The sequence below is a fragment of the Nodosilinea sp. E11 genome (assembly GCF_032813545.1).
Lineage (GTDB): Bacteria > Cyanobacteriota > Cyanobacteriia > Phormidesmidales > Phormidesmidaceae > Nodosilinea.
In genome coordinates this window covers 2018106-2032940 of the sequence record NZ_CP136520.1, presented here as the reverse complement: position 1 = coordinate 2032940, position 14835 = coordinate 2018106, and the positions used below count along the sequence as shown (strand labels likewise).

The window sequence follows — 14835 nt, the reverse complement described above, 5'->3', positions numbered from 1 at the left end:
GAACCGTAAATGGGGCTGCTATAAAGAAAGAAACGAGTCAGCAGCTATGGCTAAGGGCGATCAAATCTACGTGCTGCGCGATCTGGCCGGAGTGCCAGGCCTATACCAGCACCACGGCATCGATTGCGGCGACGACACCGTCATTCATTACAGCAAAGCCAAAGAGATCGCCGAGATCTCTCGCACCAGCTACGAGGCGTTCTCCTGGGGCAACTCGGTTTACCCGGTGCGGCAGTCACTGATCTACCCCGCTGACACCGTAGTCGAGCGAGCCACCAGCCGCCTGGGCGAACGCCAGTACGACCTGTTGCTCAACAACTGCGAACACTTCGCCAACTGGTGTACCACCGGGCGCAGCGAAAGCCGCCAGCTGATCAACTTTGGCCTGCGCCCCGACCAGCTCAACCTGCCCGAGCTGCGGCGACTAGCCGATCGCGATCGCCACGTCACCACCCCCGAACAAGCCCGCGCCAACTTTCAAAAAGCCCTAGGCGACATCGCCACTGCCTACAACACCACCCTCGCCGACCAGCAGACCGCCTACAAAACCGCCGACGAGTGGCACCGCGTCGCCCAAAAAGCCCTCGCCACCAACCGCGAAGACCTAGCCCGCGCCGCCCTACACCGCAAAGTCACCGCCAACAAACGGATCAAAACCCTCACTACCCAGCTCAGCGACCTCATAGAACTAGAGCTAAATCTCCAGCGCAATCGAGCATTTGCGGAGAGACAAGGGGAGTAGTGGGCGAGGGGGTGAGCGGACAGGAAAGGCAAGGAAATTTTGCTGCCGTCTAACTCCATAACCAACAGACTGCGAAAGGCCAACCCTCCCAATTTAGCCAGGCATAGCCCCATCCTTCCGTTGGGTCCAGGGCGGCGGAACGGCCCTGGTCGACGGGGTCTGGGGGCAATCGAAACGCCCCCAGCGGTAAGTCTGGCTTGACCCCCGATCTCTGCCACATTTCCTGTGGTTAGAACCATAAACCCCACCTTGGGTGAACGGTGTTCGCCCCTACGGGAGATTCTCAACCCACAGAATCGATTTCACCGGGCGCTGCACCAGTTCTCCCGACGCATTGAGCCGACCGTAGTGAACCCTGTCGCCATAAATCAGCGTTGACGAACTGCCGCCGTCAAGGTTGAGTGCCGAGATAACGTCGCGATCGCCCATAAACGCTGCCATCTCCGCCATCGTCATCCCGCTGGGCGACACCCCCGGCACCTGAGCCGCCATCACCATCACCACACTGCCGTCAGCCGTCAGCCCCACCGCCGATCGCGCATTAAGCGACCGACTCCCCAGAGCATCACGCCCCGCAGCACGGTCGACAAAGCCCTCTTCCACCGATGTATCTTGCGGCAGCAGCTGCGGCCCAGCCCCCACCGCATCCACCAGCGCACAGCCGGTCGGCACAGGGTCTTGATGGAACGTGATCTCGTAACGGGGGGTGCCACCGCAATCGTAGCGGCGAAACTCTGATCGATTGAGAATTCTGTCCATATAACTAGCCAGATCGGGATTGCCGATCAGTCGCTCATTCTGGTTGGGGTCGGCCACCAGTACGCCATCCTGCACAACGTGAGATGTGGTTAGACCGTTGTTGGGGTCAAAAAAGCCCGCGTTAATAGCAGCAGCCACGCATCCTTCGCCCTCACACACCTGGGCCGCCATCTGGTCTACCCGCGCCAGTTCATTCACCACCGCCACCCGCACCGGGTATCGCACCGGGTCGGCGATCGTCACCACATGCACCGTGGCGGTGGGCAGGGTGATGGTTTCGTAGCGGGGCGGTATGGCCGGCGCTGCGGTAGAGGGAACGCTATCCTCGCCGGCAGCGTCAGGCACCGAGGGCCAGGGCGCACACCCCCCCAGACCGAAAGCGATCACCAGCAGCAAACGGGTGAGGTAAACCATAGCGGGACAAGCGTGAGCCATTGACTGCGTTCAGCAGTATAGCGGCAACCGAGGCCGGGGGCGGGCTGAGCACGGCGATGGCAGACAATAAGAGTGGACTTACTGGAAGCAGGTTAGGGAGATAGGCGATGGCAGTAGCAACAGTGAAAACTGATGACCTGGGGCCACAGATCTATCCCTCTGTGTCGGTGATTGTGCCCATCTACAACGGCGAGGCCGATCTTCCCAACTTGGTGACGCGGCTCATGGCGCAGCAGTATCCCGCCGACCGCATTGAATATCTGCTGGTGGATAATGGCAGTTGCGATCGCACCCCCAAAATTCTTCAGGCTGCCGCTCAAACCGCCGCCGCCCAGGGCCTTCAGTTCCAAGTCCTCACCTACAGCACTATTCAAAGTTCCTACGCTGCCCGCAACGCTGGCATTGCCCTGGCTCAGGGAGAGATTCTGGCCTTTACCGATGCCGACTGCCTTCCTACGCCAGGGTGGGTCGCCGCCCTAGTGCAGCCCTTTACCGACTCCGCTGTAGGCCTAGTGGCTGGAGAGATTAAGGCCCAGCCCAGCCCCCACTGGCTAGAACGCTACGCCGCTCGTCGAGATATGCTGTCTCAGCACAACACCCTCAACCATGCATTTTTACCCTACGGCCAGACGGCCAACCTGGCGGTTCGGGCGGAAATACTGAGTACAGTGGGATACTTTCGGCCCCATCTGACTACGGGCGGCGACGCCGATTTCTGCTGGCGCATTCAGCAAGAAACGCCCTGGCAACTGGTACACGCCGCCGATGCGGTGCTCTACCATCACCACCGCAACACGCTTAGGGGACTGTACAGCCAGTGGTATCGCTACGGCTGCGCTAACCGCTATCTGCACGACCTGCATGGGACAAGTCTTTTGCGCCCGCTCACTGGGCAAGAGTTGCGCTGCCGCCTGCGATGGTGGGGGTTCGAAGAACTACCTCAGACCGCTAACAAGCTGCTGAGTGGCCAGGGCACCAAGCTCGACCTGGTCATGACGCTTCTAGATGTATGGTGCGCCTATGCCTATAGCCGGGGGCATGCCCAGGCGCAGCTATCCGCCGAGGCCCGCACTATTGCCTGTCGGGAGACGGTAGTCTGAACCATACGAATTCTGATGGTTTCCGCCACTTTTCCCTGCCCGCCGCCCTGCGGCCTGGGTTCCCCAGTAGCGTAGGCATCCATCACCTGCGCGATAAGATGGAGGGGTCGTGCCAACGGCGATCGCGTGACGAGAGTATGTCTAGACGCCATTGCCAATGAGTGACGAGCTGTTTGCCCAAGCATCTGTGGGCAGTCTAATGAATTAGAACTACCGACTCAACCCTTAAAGCAAGCTTCTGAAATCGTAGTGTCTCAATTGTTCATGTCAACCATGGTGTCGCAAAAACTAGACCAGCTCAAAGCCCTGTTTGCCGCGATGGATCGGGCGCTGATTGCCTATTCGGGCGGCATCGACAGCACCCTGGTGGCCAAGGTCGCCTACGACGTGCTGGGCGATCGCGCCCTGGCCGTCACCGCCAACTCGCCCTCGCTGATGCCCGCCGATTTGGAAGAAGCCCAGGTGCAGGCGGCAGCGATCGGCATTGCCCACGAAATTGTTGCCACCCACGAACTCGACAACCCCAACTACGCCGCCAACCCGGTCAACCGCTGCTACTTCTGCAAGAGCGAGCTACATGACACCCTCAAGCCTCTGGCCCTAGATCGGGGCTACCCCTACGTAGTCGATGGCGTCAACGCCGATGACCTGGGCGACTACCGCCCCGGCATTCAGGCCGCGAAAGAGCGAGGGGCCAGGTCGCCCTTAGCCGAAGTGGGCATTACCAAGTTTGAGGTGCGCGAGATTTCGCGCCTGCTGGGTATGCCCTGGTGGGATAAACCGGCGCAGCCCTGCCTCAGCTCGCGCTTTCCCTATGGCGAAGCCATCACGCTAGACAAGCTGCGGCGGGTGGGCCAAGCTGAGCTATACCTGCGTCATTTGGGGCTGCGACAGCTCAGGGTGCGATCGCAGGCAGACACTGCCCGCATCGAAGTACCCGTAGAAAATATTAAAGATTTTGTCGCCACCACCGATCTTGAAGCTCTAGTAAAGGCGCTGCAAGACTACGGTTTCACCTACGTCACCCTCGATCTAGAGGGCTTTCGCAGCGGTAAGCTAAACCAGGAACTACCCCTACCCTTGTTAGCCCATTAGAACGCCCCAGCTATGACTTATCTGCTTGCCGGTGACATTGGCGGCACCAAAACCATCCTGCGCCTAGTTGAGGCCAGCACGCTCAAGTCTTCAGATCAGGTCATTCTGAAGACCGCTTTTGAGCACACCTACTCTAGCCAGGCCTACCCCGACCTGGTGCCCATGGTGAAAGAATTCTTACACCAGAGCACTGAAGCGATGGGGGCCAGCCATCCGCCCCAGCGGGCCTGCTTTGCCATCGCTGGGCCGGTGGTCGACAACACCTCTAGCCTGACCAATTTGGCCTGGTCGCTCGAAGGCGATCGCCTCCAGGCCGAACTCGGCCTCGATCGGGTCGAACTGATTAACGACTTTGAAGCGGTCGGCTATGGCGTGTTTGGCCTCGCCGCCGAAGACCTTCACACCCTGCAAGCGGGCGACCCCGACGACAGTGCCCCGGTGGCGATCATCGGTGCGGGCACCGGGCTGGGGCAGGGGTTTGCCCTCTGCCGGGCGGGGCGACCCCTGGTGTTTCCGTCGGAGGGGGGCCACGCCGATTTTGCCCCCCGCTCAGAGCTAGAGTTTCAGCTGATGCGCTACCTGCTCGACAAGCACCAGATCTCGCGGGTGTCGGTAGAACGGGTGGTGTCGGGCCAGGGGATTGTGGCGATCTACCAGTTTTTGCGCGATCGCGAGTTTGCCCACGAAACCCCCGAGATTGCCGAAGCCATCACCACCTGGGAACGCCAGACTGGCCGGTCGACTAAGACCGTCGACCCCGCCGCCGTGATTGCCATAGCCGCCGCCGAGGGCCGCGATCGCATCTGCCAGAAAGCCATGGAAATTTTTGTGTCAGCCTACGGGGCCGAGGCGGGCAACCTGGCCCTGAAGCTGCTGCCCTACGGCGGGCTGTATGTTGCGGGAGGCATCGCCGCCAAAAACCTCACCCTGATGACAGCGGGGCAGTTTTTAGATGCCTTTACCCACAAGGGCCGGGTCAGTTCGCTACTCGACCGGGTGCCCGTGCACTTGGTGCTCAACCCCCAGGTGGGGCTAATTGGGGCTGCCCTCAAGGCTGAGAAGCTATGAGCGACAAGTCTGCTAAGCCTGAGGTGGCGATCGCCATTCTCTATCAGGGCGACCAGTTCTTGCTCCAGCTGCGTGACGACATCCCCACCATTATCTGGCCCGGTCATTGGGCCTTCTTTGGGGGCCACCTCGAGCCGGGTGAATCGCCCGACGACGCGGTGTACCGCGAGCTACGCGAAGAAATTGGCTACGATGCGCCTCAGCTAGAGCTGTTTGAGCGGATAGAAGACGAAACGGTTGTGCGCCACGTCTACCACGGTCCGCTGGTGGTGCCTGTCGCTAGCCTGGTGCTGAGCGAAGGTCTAGACCTGGGCCTGTGGAGCGTCGCCGATATTCACCAGGGCAAACGCTACTCGGCCCGCGCCAGCGAAGAACGCCCCATCGGAGCGCCCCACCAGCAAATTTTGCTCTCTTTTCTAGAGCACCGTAGGATAGAACAGGCTGCCCTAGTTCAAGATCTGTAGTTCTCCAGTGAGCTATCCCTTGGGTTTTGACTAAAGCCTTCCACTGCCCTGTTTCTGCCGCCCATGGCTGACTCGTCTGAACAGCTTCAGCTTTTTGCCGCCGCCCCAGCGGATCTGCCTGAATACCATATTCGGGAAAGCGCCCGCGCCCGCCATGTCTCGCTCAAGGTGCACCTCAACGGCCAGGTAGAAGTTGTGGTGCCCGTGGGGTTTGACCAGACCCAGGTGCCCGACTTGATCTATCGGCGGCGCGACTGGCTATGGCGATCGCGCCAGCGCCTGGCCCACCAAACCGCCGGTCTCACCGACGACCATTTTGAAGAAAAACCGGGGCAGATCGAGGTGCGATCGCGCCACCAAACCTGGGAGGTTCACTACCAACCCGCCTCCACCCGTACCCTGTCTATGACCCAGAGCGGCCCCCAGACCCTGCAACTGCGCGGCCCCGTCGACAACAGCGCCGCCTGCGCCGACCTGCTGCGTCAGTGGCTCAGCCGCAAAGCTCGCGCCGAGTTTGCCCCCTGGCTGCGCGAGCTGAGCTTTGTGGTCAACCTGCCCTTTAGCCGGGTATCTATTCGCGGGCAAAAGACTCGCTGGGCTAGCTGTTCTAGCGACAAAAACATCAGCCTTAACTACAAGCTGTTGTTCTTACCCCCCGACCTCGTTCACTATGTCTTTGTCCACGAGCTGTGCCACACCGTCCACATGAACCACTCCAAAGCCTTTTGGCAGCTAGTTGAGGAAAAGCAGCCCAACCACCAGCGCTATCGAGATGAGATCCGCGATGGCTGGCAGTATGTTCCCCGCTGGGTCGAAGAGTGAGCAGCCTTTTACGATTAAGGAGATTTCCAGAACAGAAGATCTCCGTTTATCTGGTGTCTGTAGCTACTGTAGGGCGGGCACTGCCCACCATTGGAAAAAAGCTTTTCAGAAGTTGCCCAAGGCTAATTCTTAAGCGTTAGGCTGCGAGGCAGACAACAGCGATCGGATAGAAACCAAATCTGCCGCTGGGGCCATTTCGCTGGCCCCAGACCCCCATCGAGAATGGCGTTCCGCCGCCCTTCACCCCACGGAAAGGATTGGCCGATCATCGGTTTAAACCTATGTTCTGCAAATCCACCTGTAGGCGGCAGCAAACCCTGAGGTTCCAAACTATTTTCTAGAGTATGGGCGCATACCCAAGCAAACGTTCGATCCCCCAACTCAAACTCAAAACTAAGCACTCCCCCACCCCTTCACTTCTCCACTCCTTCACTTCTCCACCCCTTCACTTCCCCACTCCTTCACTTCTCCACTCCTTCACTTCTCCACCCCTTCACTTCCCCACTCCTTCACTTCCCCACCCACCATGCCCCTTCACCCCCTCCAGACTCCCCACAGCGGCTACCACTGGGATGGCCAAACTAGCCGCTTCTTTGAGGGCTGGTACTTTCGCCTTACCCTACCCGAGACCCGGCAGACCTTTGCTTTCATGTACTCCATCGAAGATCCGGTGGGAGGGCGGCCCCACAGCGGCGGCACAGCCCAAATCCTCGGGCCTGATGACAGCTACTTTTGCCGAACCTTCCCCGACCCGCAAAAATTTTGGGCCTGGCCTGAGGGGCTGGGGCTAGGTCACTGGCGCGGCGAATCGCCCAGCCAGCCACGCCTGCTATCGGCTACAGAATTCAAAGATCAGGTCGCCGAGGGCTACCAGGTCACCGCCACCTGGCACCAAGGCCATCTCAACGACCCCGTCTATGGCCCCGTCGCCTGGGAATACCACACCGACCCCGTCTACGGCTGGGGCAGCAGTGGCCACCCGCAGCAGTCGACCGCTGGGCTGCTCTCTAGCCTGCAAATCTTTGAGCCGGGCTGGCAAATTCTCATGGCCCACGGCTTGTCTACCGGGTGGCTAGAGTGGCAGGGGCAGCGCCATGAATTTACCAATGCCCCGGCCTACAGCGAGAAAAACTGGGGGCGATCGTTTCCACAGAAGTGGTTTTGGCTCAACTGCAATGCCTTTGAGGGCGAACCCGACCTGGCCCTCACCGCCGGGGGGGGCCGACGCCAGGTGCTGGGCTGGATGGAGTCGGTGGCCATGGTCGGCGTTCACCACGGCGGCAAATTCTACGAGTTTGTACCCTGGAATGCCCGCGTCACCTGGCACATCACTCCCTGGGGCGACTGGCAAATGCGCTGTGACAGCCTCGACTATGCCGTCGAAGTCACTGGCACCACTACCCTACCGGGTATCCCCCTCCGCGCCCCCACCCACAAGGGGATGATCTTCTGCTGCCGCGACACCGCCTTGGGTGACCTCACCCTTAAACTCTGGCAGCGGCGGGGCAGCCAGCTCGATCTGATTCTTTCGGCCACTAGCACCCAGGCTGGGCTAGAAGTCGGCGGCGGCCCCTGGGATGAACCCTGGGTCAAGAGGTGAAGGGTGAAGGGTGAAGGGTAAGGGGTAAGGGGTGAGATGCACGATGGGTGTGGCCAACTCCTGATGTCCTGCTACCAGGGCAATACTTCTCCATTTGAATGCCAGAAGGTGCCGGAATTCTCTAGGGTTAGCGCGTCAATGCGGGCCAGCAGCCCCTTGACCGACTCGGCGGGGGTAATGCCGCTGTTGGTAAACCCGGTCATGCGGGTTTGCACCAGGCCGGGGTGCAAAATTGCCACGGCAATGCCCTTGGGCTTGAGGTCGTGGGCCAGCGACTTGCCCGCCATCGACAGCGCCACCTTCGACATGCGGTAGCCGTAGGAGCCACCGGAGGTATTGTCGGAAATCGACCCCATGCGGCTAGTCATAATCGCCACCTTTGCCCCGTCGCCCAGGTGGGGCAGCAGTGCCGCCGTCAGCCGCAGCGGGCCGATCGCATTTACCTCAAACTGCTGCCGAATGCTGTCAAAGTCGAGATCGTCTAGGGTGACGCGCTCTAAAATGCCGGCGTTGTTGATCAGCACATCTAGCTGGGTGCCCTCAAGCCGCTGGGCTAGCTCAGCCACAGAAGCATCATCGGTGATGTCAATGCCCGTTTCGACCTGCACCCCCAAATCTTTTAGCTCGTCTGAGGGCTGGCGGCAGACGGCAATGACGCGATCGCCCCGCTCTTGAAGCTGCCGACAATACTCGTAGCCAATGCCACGATTTGCACCCGTAATCAAGCAAGTAGCCATAGAAAAATTTAGCGTTGCGTCTGCATCACTCTCCCAGAGTCGCCCTGGTTTGAACAGCCACCCGGAGACAGAAACCGGGCTTTTGAAGCCAAATTTAGCTTGGCTTAGCCTGATTTTTTTGTTTATGCCCTTAAACCAACCCTTGAGCGTGATCAGTTCAGAGGTGGCGAGGGTGAGTCAGGGCTGCATTGACAGGGGCAAAGAAACCTCCATACTGAATGTGATGGCTGAATGTAATGGGACAGTTGGCTGTTCCTGCTGTTTTCTCTTCAACCGCAACGATGGCTCTTAGCGATACCCAGGTTTATCCGGTGCTCTGGCAAGGCGATCATTTGGTGCTGATCGACCAGCGGCAGCTGCCGGAACGCTACAACATTGTGTCGATTCGCCGCTGTGACGATGTGGTGCGATCGCTGCGATCGGGCATTGTCCAGGGTGGCTCTGCCATGGGCATTGCGGCGGCCTATGGTCTCTACCTGGGGGCCACTGAGATTCACACCGAAGACCCCATTGCCTTTTGGGAGCGTCTTGAAGCGATCGGCGACCAGTTTAAGCAGACCCGGCCCGATAAGGCCCATCTCCAGTGGGCGGTAGACCAAATGCTAGCGGTGGCCCACCACTCTAGCGAGTCGATCGAAGCTGTGAGGGCGCAATTGCTGGCCCAGGCCCAGGCCATTCAAGCCGAAGATTTTGGGCTCTGCCAAGCCATCGGCGATCGCGGCATTGAGGTGCTGCCCCAGAGCCCAGCCAGGCTCACCCTGCTCACCCACTGTAACCACGGGGCGCTGGCTACCTCGGGCTATGGCACCTCGCTCGGCATTATGCGATCGCTGTGGAAAGCAGGCCGTCTAGAGCGGATCTATGCCGCCGAGACTCGCCCCACCTTTCAGGGTTCGCGGCTCACCGCGTGGGAATGCGTGCAGGAGGGCATTCCGGTGACGGTGATTACCGACAGCATGGCCGCCCACTGCATGCAGCGGGGGCTGATTCACGCTGTGCTGGCCGGGGCCGATCGCATTGCCGCCAATGGCGACACCATTAGCAAAATTGGCACCTACAGTTTGGCCCTCATCGCCCAGGCCCACGGCATTCCCTTTGTGGTGGCGGCCCCAGTTTCAACTCTAGATTTTTCGGTACCCAGTGGAGAAAAAATCACGATTTCAGAACATCCTGCTGAAGAAATTTATCGGCTAGGCGATGGGCTAGGGGGGCTTCAGGGGGGCCAACGGGTGACGTCGCCCAATGGCGCAGAATTTTATAACCCCGCTTCAGATATGACGCCGGGGCGACTGATTACTGCGATCGTCACCGAACAGGGCAGCTTTGCCCCCGACCAGCTTGGGGCCTTAAGCACCCTACAGCCAGACCAGAGACATTGACTTTTCTAGACAAACGCTGATCCTTCGCCCTACGTCATTATTATTAGGGGAAGCGCCGCCCCCACTCTTTCGGCCAGCCGTCACCATGCCAACCCCCCGCCCCACAGCCAATAGGTCTAACAATCTTGTTAAGTATGTGCTGACAGTTGTTGCCGTCACCGTCGCCGTCATTGGGGCGCGGTTTCTGGTGACCTGGGCCGCCGAGGTCTTTTTACATCCACTGCCCATTCTCGGGGGCTGGCTCAAGAGCCTTGAAATTGCTGAGCTGAGCGTCATTGTGCTGTTTGCGTTTTTAGGCTTTGGTCTGGGTAGCGCCACCCGCCACCTGTCGGTCAAAACCCCGCTCGGTCTCCGGGCGATCGCCCTGCTGGTAGCCTTACCCCTGGTGTTTTTTAGCAGCTACTGGCTGCGGCACCAGCTGTGGCTCAGCCAGCTTACCGCCGAGTCAGATCTAACTCGCCAACAAATTACCACCCTAGCCAACCAGGCGCTGGTGCAACAGGGCAGCAGTAAGGGCTTTTGGGGCTACTACACCACCACCACCCAAATGCCAATTCTGCCCGCCACCGTGGCCGAGCTAGAGCGCATGGCCGAAGACCAAAAGTGGTTTCGCTCTGAACTCACCCGCTTTAGCGGCATTGAACCCGGCGTATTTTCGATGATTTTTGAGGGGGCGGGCTGGGGCATTCGTCTGTTTTATATGGCCCTAGCCTTTCTCACCGGGCTGATCTATTTCTTTAAAGGGCTGGCTGAGGCCGACGCCGCTCGCCTACGCAGGGTGGCCCAGGCTAAGGTCGCCCCTAGCAAACTATGACATTGCGAATGACATTGAGAACTACAGTTGGCGCCAGGGGGTAGCGTTGGTTGCTCTCGCTGCGATTATTTTGGCTGGGGGCCGCAGCTCCCGTATGGGCCACGACAAAGCGCTGATTTCCCTAGGGGCAGAAACCCTGATCGAGCGGCTCTGTCGAGTGGCCTCAGCCTGTGCCGAGGCGGTCTATGTGGTGACGCCCTGGGGCGATCGCTACCGTCCCTTAGTAGCAACATCAGTCACCTTTATTTCTGAGAACCCTGGGGTAGACCCTTCACAGAAACCCCCAGGCCCGGTGGTAGCCCTAGTTCAAGCCCTTGAGCAAATACAAACAGACCCAGCCATCAACCCCGAGTGGGTGCTACTGCTGGCCTGCGATCTGCCCAATGTGTCGGCGGCGGTGCTGCAAACCTGGCGCGATCAGCTGGCCAAACTTTCCCCCGATGCGTTGGCCTACCTACCCCAGCGTCAGGGCCGCTGGGAACCGCTGTGTGGCTTTTACCGCACCAGCGCCTTAGCCGATTTGCAGCGGTACGTGGCCGCCGGAGGGCGATCCTTCCAGCCCTGGCTCAATACGCAGACAGTGGCCCCAATTGCTCTGACGGCTCAGACAGAGGCCATGCTGACCAATCTCAACACCCCCGCCGACCTGGCCCAGTGGCAGAAGGGCAGCTAAAACTTCTTACATCAGCGGCGGCACCGTCAGCCCCTTGAGCACCTTGGCGTCAGGGGTTAGGCCCTTGCCCTGTACCAACACCACAAAGTTCCCCAGGCCCATAGGGTTGATCAACTGGTGCAGTTTGTCGCGCCGCTGGATGGCGAGGTTGACGGTGGCGGGGTCGCTGGCTTGAATTTGGCCCAGGGCTGCCAGGCGATCGCCCAATCCCAGCGCCATCAGAAACATGCCCTGCTGGGTGGCTCCCAAAGTCTCTAGACCACAGCTTTCACCCTGGCGTTCTAGCGCCGTGAAGTTAACGTGGGCGGTAATGTCTTGGTAGCCCAGATGGCTGTAGGGGTTATCGTGGTGGGCGTGCTGGTAGTAGCACTGGAGTGTGCCCTGGGCACGGGCGCGGCTGTAGTAGCGACTGGCGGGGTAGCCATAGTCAACGGTGAGCACGTAGCCTCGATGCAGCTTGGTAGCGACGGTTTTCATCCAGTCGAGGGCGGCCAGATGCACCTCGGTGCGGTAGCCGGGGGCGTACTGCGGGTCGGTTAAATCAATGCCCACAAAGGCAAAGTAGTCGGCCAGACGCGGCGTTGATAGCACATCGAAGACTTCGACGACCGGGGCGTTTGGGGCCTCGGCTAAGGTAGCGTAGACCTCCTTTAGGCCTGATTCGGTAGTGACGACCTGGTGTACAGGCAGGGCATCGACCAGTTCGTTGGTAAAAAAACAGCCGGTGATGCTGTCGTCGGGAATGTTTTCTAACTCTAGCCAGGTGACTCGTCCAGCCCAATGCGACAGGCGCTGCGCTTGGGCCGCCCGCAGTTGGTCTGACGTTTCGATAATTTGATAGCTGAGGGTGGCAAAGCAGTCAGGATAGTGGTTTTGCAAGGCCCCCAGCGCATCGGCGGCAATTAAGCCTTGGCCAGCACCCATCTCCACCAAAGAAAAGGGCTGGGGACGGCCCAGGTGTTCCCACATTTCGGCAAATTGGGTGGCCAGCAGCTCGCCAAAGTCGTGGCCCAAGTGGGCCGAGGTAACAAAATCTCCTTCGAACCCCAGAATGGCCTCTTTAGTGGTGTAGTAGCCACCCTGGGGATGGTACAGCGCCAGCTCCATAAACTCGGCAAAGGGGATGCGGCCCTGGGGCGATTGGTGAATGCGATCGCAGAGCACCTGATACAAATCTGGATTGTGCATGGGGTTAGGGGATGGGGGGTAGGGTGTCATTAGGCGGTAGGTAGATGGCGCGATCGCCCATTACTGCTGCACCACCGCAATGCACCAACCAGGCCACAATGAGCTTGGTGTCGGTGACGGGGGGAATGCGCCCCGGCCCGGTCTGGGTTTTAGCCGCCTGGTTGTCCGGGGCCGGGTGGAAAGTGCTCAGCTCTGCCGATGGGGTGCCGTAGCGCAGGGTGAACAGCTGATCGAGAGCCGCTTCTACCTCGCCAGAGAGGGGACCTGGATCAGTTCTTTGCAGCACGATCTGCCCCTCAAAGTTGCCCGCTGGAGTAACGCTGAAGGCCGCAGCCAGAGCCTGAAGCTGGTCAGCACTCAGCACCGATTCCAGCGTGTTTTAGGGCCAAGCGTAGAAGGCACCTTCCTCTCGTCATAACCACTAGGTGGATAAGGGCACGATTACCCCAACATGCGAAAGTTGGAGGGGTAAGGTTCGAGTTATAGAGTTTGGTCGGCACAGGCCAAAGAAATTAGCACTATCCTAGGCGTGGGAGTTGCAAGGACTTAAAATTTTCCATGATTTGGGTCAAGGCATACCGCTAGGCAACCTCTTCTAGCACAGGAACATACTTTGTTTCATAGTTCTCAATTAAGGCACCAACTACATCCATCATTGAAGCAAGAGGATGTTCTTCATCTTCGCCCACCTGATCGATCAGACCGTCTAGTAAGGTTACCAGGCGCTCATATTGCTCATTAGTACGGGGAACGAATATCGTGTTGGCCATGGGTCGCCAAGCAGCAATAGTCTGATCGAGATTAATACTCTGAATCATTCTTTCCATCTCCCTTCGTCGTATTCTGCGTGAGTCAATATGGCTCAAATGTAAACTTTACTTCGATTGTAGTGAATAGCTGCAACCAGCTGGGCTTTGTTGCCTCCAATATTGAAAACCGTTAATCTCCCAACTTGATCAGCCGATGGAATGAGCTGTCGAAGTTCAGCGAAATTAGAGAAGTTATTCTCTTTGACGATCCTGTACCACTGAGCAAGAGCATTGCGTGTATTCGGATGCAGTGCGGCAAACTCGTTGAGCCGCTTACGCGTAATCACATGCATACCCAGTTATTTGCGTCTCCTTCTAACGATCATTGTTTTCGCTATGACATCTGCGGCAAGGTAGAGGCTACGGCGTAACGAAGGCTTTGCCTATGCAGATTCAGTTTCCAGAACGCTGGCCGACGACGCTTGCCGAGGCGATCGCACTCCAACAAACCCTTGCACCTCAGATCATTCTCCAAGACCGCCTGCCCGACCCGATTCGCTACGTTGCCGGGGTCGATGCCGGGTTTGAGGATGGGGGCGAAACCACTCGCGCCGCCGTAGTGGTGCTGTCGTTCCCAGACTTGACCCCGGTGGATGAGGTGTTGGTGCGGCAGCCGACCGTCTTTCCCTACGTGCCGGGGCTGCTGTCGTTTCGAGAAGTGCCTGCGGTGCTGGCGGCGCTGGCCCAGCTCAACACCGAGCCGGATGTGATTCTCTGCGATGGTCAAGGCATCGCGCACCCCCGACGGTTGGGGATTGCGTCACATTTGGGGTTGTTGTGCGATCGCCCCACCGTTGGCGTAGCCAAGTCGCGCCTAGTGGGCACTCACATCGAAGTACCTACCGACAAAGGCACCTGGGTACCGCTGATCGATCGGGGTGAGCAGATTGGGGCCGTTCTCCGCAACCGCGCCAACACCAAACCGCTGTACATTTCCCCTGGCCACTACACAACGCTCAAAACCGCAATTGACCTAGTGTTGCGATGCACCACAAAATACCGCCTGCCCGAAACTACCCGCTACGCCGATCGCCTGGCGTCTTCCGGCACAGCGCAATCGGCATTAGGGGACGCGCAGCAGGGGAGATTATTTTAGCGAGGTTAGACCCCAGGGTTCTTCTGGGATAAGCCAAATTTTTTTGACAGTTTG

General features: G+C 59.0%; 17 protein-coding genes. 11 read left to right on the top strand and 6 right to left on the bottom strand.

Going from position 1 to position 14835, the window contains the following annotated elements; genetic code table 11:
- The first annotated feature begins 46 nt into the window (after positions 1–46).
- Entirely contained in the window at positions 47–742 is a 696-nt protein-coding gene (locus RRF56_RS11270) for a lecithin retinol acyltransferase family protein (RefSeq protein ID WP_317037741.1), read from the top strand.
- Between the two features lie 270 nt (positions 743–1012).
- Here RRF56_RS11270 and RRF56_RS11265 read toward each other — a convergent pair whose 3' ends face one another.
- Entirely contained in the window at positions 1013–1936 is a 924-nt protein-coding gene (locus RRF56_RS11265) for a phosphodiester glycosidase family protein (RefSeq protein WP_317037740.1), read from the bottom strand.
- A 107-nt stretch (positions 1937–2043) separates the two neighbouring features.
- On the opposite strand from RRF56_RS11265, the gene RRF56_RS11260 reads away from it, so the two are divergent.
- From RRF56_RS11260 to RRF56_RS11235, 6 genes are all read left to right on the top strand, one after another.
- The gene (locus RRF56_RS11260; protein ID WP_317037739.1) at positions 2044–3036 is read left to right on the top strand and encodes a glycosyltransferase; all 993 of its coding nucleotides are present in this window, start codon (positions 2044–2046) and stop codon (positions 3034–3036) included.
- A 273-nt stretch (positions 3037–3309) separates the two neighbouring features.
- Positions 3310–4131, top strand: coding sequence for an ATP-dependent sacrificial sulfur transferase LarE (larE, locus tag RRF56_RS11255; RefSeq protein ID WP_317037738.1), 822 nt, complete (start codon positions 3310–3312; stop codon positions 4129–4131).
- Between the two features lie 12 nt (positions 4132–4143).
- Positions 4144–5199 carry a glucokinase gene (locus tag RRF56_RS11250; RefSeq protein WP_317037737.1) on the top strand — a complete coding sequence of 352 codons (1056 nt, stop codon included), beginning with the start codon at positions 4144–4146 and terminating at the stop codon, positions 5197–5199.
- Positions 5196–5663, top strand: a complete 468-nt coding sequence (locus tag RRF56_RS11245; RefSeq protein ID WP_317037736.1) for an NUDIX hydrolase — start codon at positions 5196–5198, stop codon at positions 5661–5663. Before RRF56_RS11250 ends, RRF56_RS11245 begins: the two co-directional genes overlap by 4 nt.
- A gap of 63 nt (positions 5664–5726) precedes the next feature.
- Complete coding sequence (locus tag RRF56_RS11240; RefSeq protein ID WP_317037735.1) at positions 5727–6485, top strand: SprT family zinc-dependent metalloprotease; 759 nt, start codon at positions 5727–5729, stop codon at positions 6483–6485.
- Positions 6486–7011: 526 nt separating this feature from the next.
- Complete coding sequence (locus RRF56_RS11235; RefSeq protein ID WP_317037734.1) at positions 7012–8085, top strand: tocopherol cyclase family protein; 1074 nt, start codon at positions 7012–7014, stop codon at positions 8083–8085.
- Positions 8086–8156: 71 nt separating this feature from the next.
- On the opposite strand, the gene RRF56_RS11230 is transcribed toward RRF56_RS11235, so the two are convergent.
- A complete protein-coding gene (locus RRF56_RS11230; protein ID WP_317037733.1) occupies positions 8157–8822 on the bottom strand; it encodes an SDR family oxidoreductase in 666 nt (221 codons plus the stop codon).
- 281 nt (positions 8823–9103) lie between these two features.
- On the opposite strand from RRF56_RS11230, the gene mtnA reads away from it, so the two are divergent.
- From mtnA to RRF56_RS11215, 3 genes are all read left to right on the top strand, one after another.
- Positions 9104–10201, top strand: a complete 1098-nt coding sequence (gene mtnA / locus RRF56_RS11225; RefSeq protein WP_317037732.1) for an S-methyl-5-thioribose-1-phosphate isomerase — start codon at positions 9104–9106, stop codon at positions 10199–10201.
- A gap of 136 nt (positions 10202–10337) precedes the next feature.
- Positions 10338–11015, top strand: coding sequence for a hypothetical protein (locus RRF56_RS11220; RefSeq protein ID WP_317037731.1), 678 nt, complete (start codon positions 10338–10340; stop codon positions 11013–11015).
- Positions 11016–11061: 46 nt separating this feature from the next.
- Entirely contained in the window at positions 11062–11688 is a 627-nt protein-coding gene (locus RRF56_RS11215; protein WP_317037730.1) for a molybdenum cofactor guanylyltransferase, read from the top strand.
- A gap of 6 nt (positions 11689–11694) precedes the next feature.
- Here the strand turns inward: RRF56_RS11215 and RRF56_RS11210 are convergent, their stop codons facing one another.
- From RRF56_RS11210 to RRF56_RS26395, 4 genes are all read right to left on the bottom strand, one after another.
- On the bottom strand, positions 11695–12876 hold the full coding sequence (locus tag RRF56_RS11210) for a class I SAM-dependent methyltransferase (RefSeq protein WP_317037729.1): 1182 nt from the start codon (positions 12874–12876) through the stop codon (positions 11695–11697).
- A 4-nt stretch (positions 12877–12880) separates the two neighbouring features.
- Entirely contained in the window at positions 12881–13240 is a 360-nt protein-coding gene (locus RRF56_RS11205; protein ID WP_317037728.1) for a hypothetical protein, read from the bottom strand.
- A gap of 217 nt (positions 13241–13457) precedes the next feature.
- Complete coding sequence (locus RRF56_RS11200) at positions 13458–13646, bottom strand: hypothetical protein (RefSeq protein WP_317037727.1); 189 nt, start codon at positions 13644–13646, stop codon at positions 13458–13460.
- Between the two features lie 92 nt (positions 13647–13738).
- On the bottom strand, positions 13739–13978 hold the full coding sequence (locus RRF56_RS26395) for a type II toxin-antitoxin system HigB family toxin (protein ID WP_410510560.1): 240 nt from the start codon (positions 13976–13978) through the stop codon (positions 13739–13741).
- A gap of 92 nt (positions 13979–14070) precedes the next feature.
- On the opposite strand from RRF56_RS26395, the gene nfi reads away from it, so the two are divergent.
- Positions 14071–14781, top strand: a complete 711-nt coding sequence (gene nfi, locus RRF56_RS11195; protein WP_317037726.1) for a deoxyribonuclease V — start codon at positions 14071–14073, stop codon at positions 14779–14781.
- The last annotated feature ends 54 nt before the right edge of the window (positions 14782–14835 follow it).

What these genes read in the sequence shown, in the direction of transcription:
- RRF56_RS11270 (WP_317037741.1), top strand. Translation starts at nt 47, where the DNA reads ATGGCTAAGGGCGATCAAATCTACGTGCTGCGCGATCTGGCCGGAGTG.
- RRF56_RS11265 (WP_317037740.1), bottom strand. Translation starts at nt 1,936, where the DNA reads ATGGCTCACGCTTGTCCCGCTATGGTTTACCTCACCCGTTTGCTGCTG.
- RRF56_RS11260 (WP_317037739.1), top strand. Translation starts at nt 2,044, where the DNA reads ATGGCAGTAGCAACAGTGAAAACTGATGACCTGGGGCCACAGATCTAT.
- larE (WP_317037738.1), top strand. Translation starts at nt 3,310, where the DNA reads ATGGTGTCGCAAAAACTAGACCAGCTCAAAGCCCTGTTTGCCGCGATG.
- RRF56_RS11250 (WP_317037737.1), top strand. Translation starts at nt 4,144, where the DNA reads ATGACTTATCTGCTTGCCGGTGACATTGGCGGCACCAAAACCATCCTG.
- RRF56_RS11245 (WP_317037736.1), top strand. Translation starts at nt 5,196, where the DNA reads ATGAGCGACAAGTCTGCTAAGCCTGAGGTGGCGATCGCCATTCTCTAT.
- RRF56_RS11240 (WP_317037735.1), top strand. Translation starts at nt 5,727, where the DNA reads ATGGCTGACTCGTCTGAACAGCTTCAGCTTTTTGCCGCCGCCCCAGCG.
- RRF56_RS11235 (WP_317037734.1), top strand. Translation starts at nt 7,012, where the DNA reads ATGCCCCTTCACCCCCTCCAGACTCCCCACAGCGGCTACCACTGGGAT.
- RRF56_RS11230 (WP_317037733.1), bottom strand. Translation starts at nt 8,822, where the DNA reads ATGGCTACTTGCTTGATTACGGGTGCAAATCGTGGCATTGGCTACGAG.
- mtnA (WP_317037732.1), top strand. Translation starts at nt 9,104, where the DNA reads ATGGCTCTTAGCGATACCCAGGTTTATCCGGTGCTCTGGCAAGGCGAT.
- RRF56_RS11210 (WP_317037729.1), bottom strand. Translation starts at nt 12,876, where the DNA reads ATGCACAATCCAGATTTGTATCAGGTGCTCTGCGATCGCATTCACCAA.
- RRF56_RS11200 (WP_317037727.1), bottom strand. Translation starts at nt 13,646, where the DNA reads ATGGCCAACACGATATTCGTTCCCCGTACTAATGAGCAATATGAGCGC.
- RRF56_RS26395 (WP_410510560.1), bottom strand. Translation starts at nt 13,978, where the DNA reads ATGCATGTGATTACGCGTAAGCGGCTCAACGAGTTTGCCGCACTGCAT.
- nfi (WP_317037726.1), top strand. Translation starts at nt 14,071, where the DNA reads ATGCAGATTCAGTTTCCAGAACGCTGGCCGACGACGCTTGCCGAGGCG.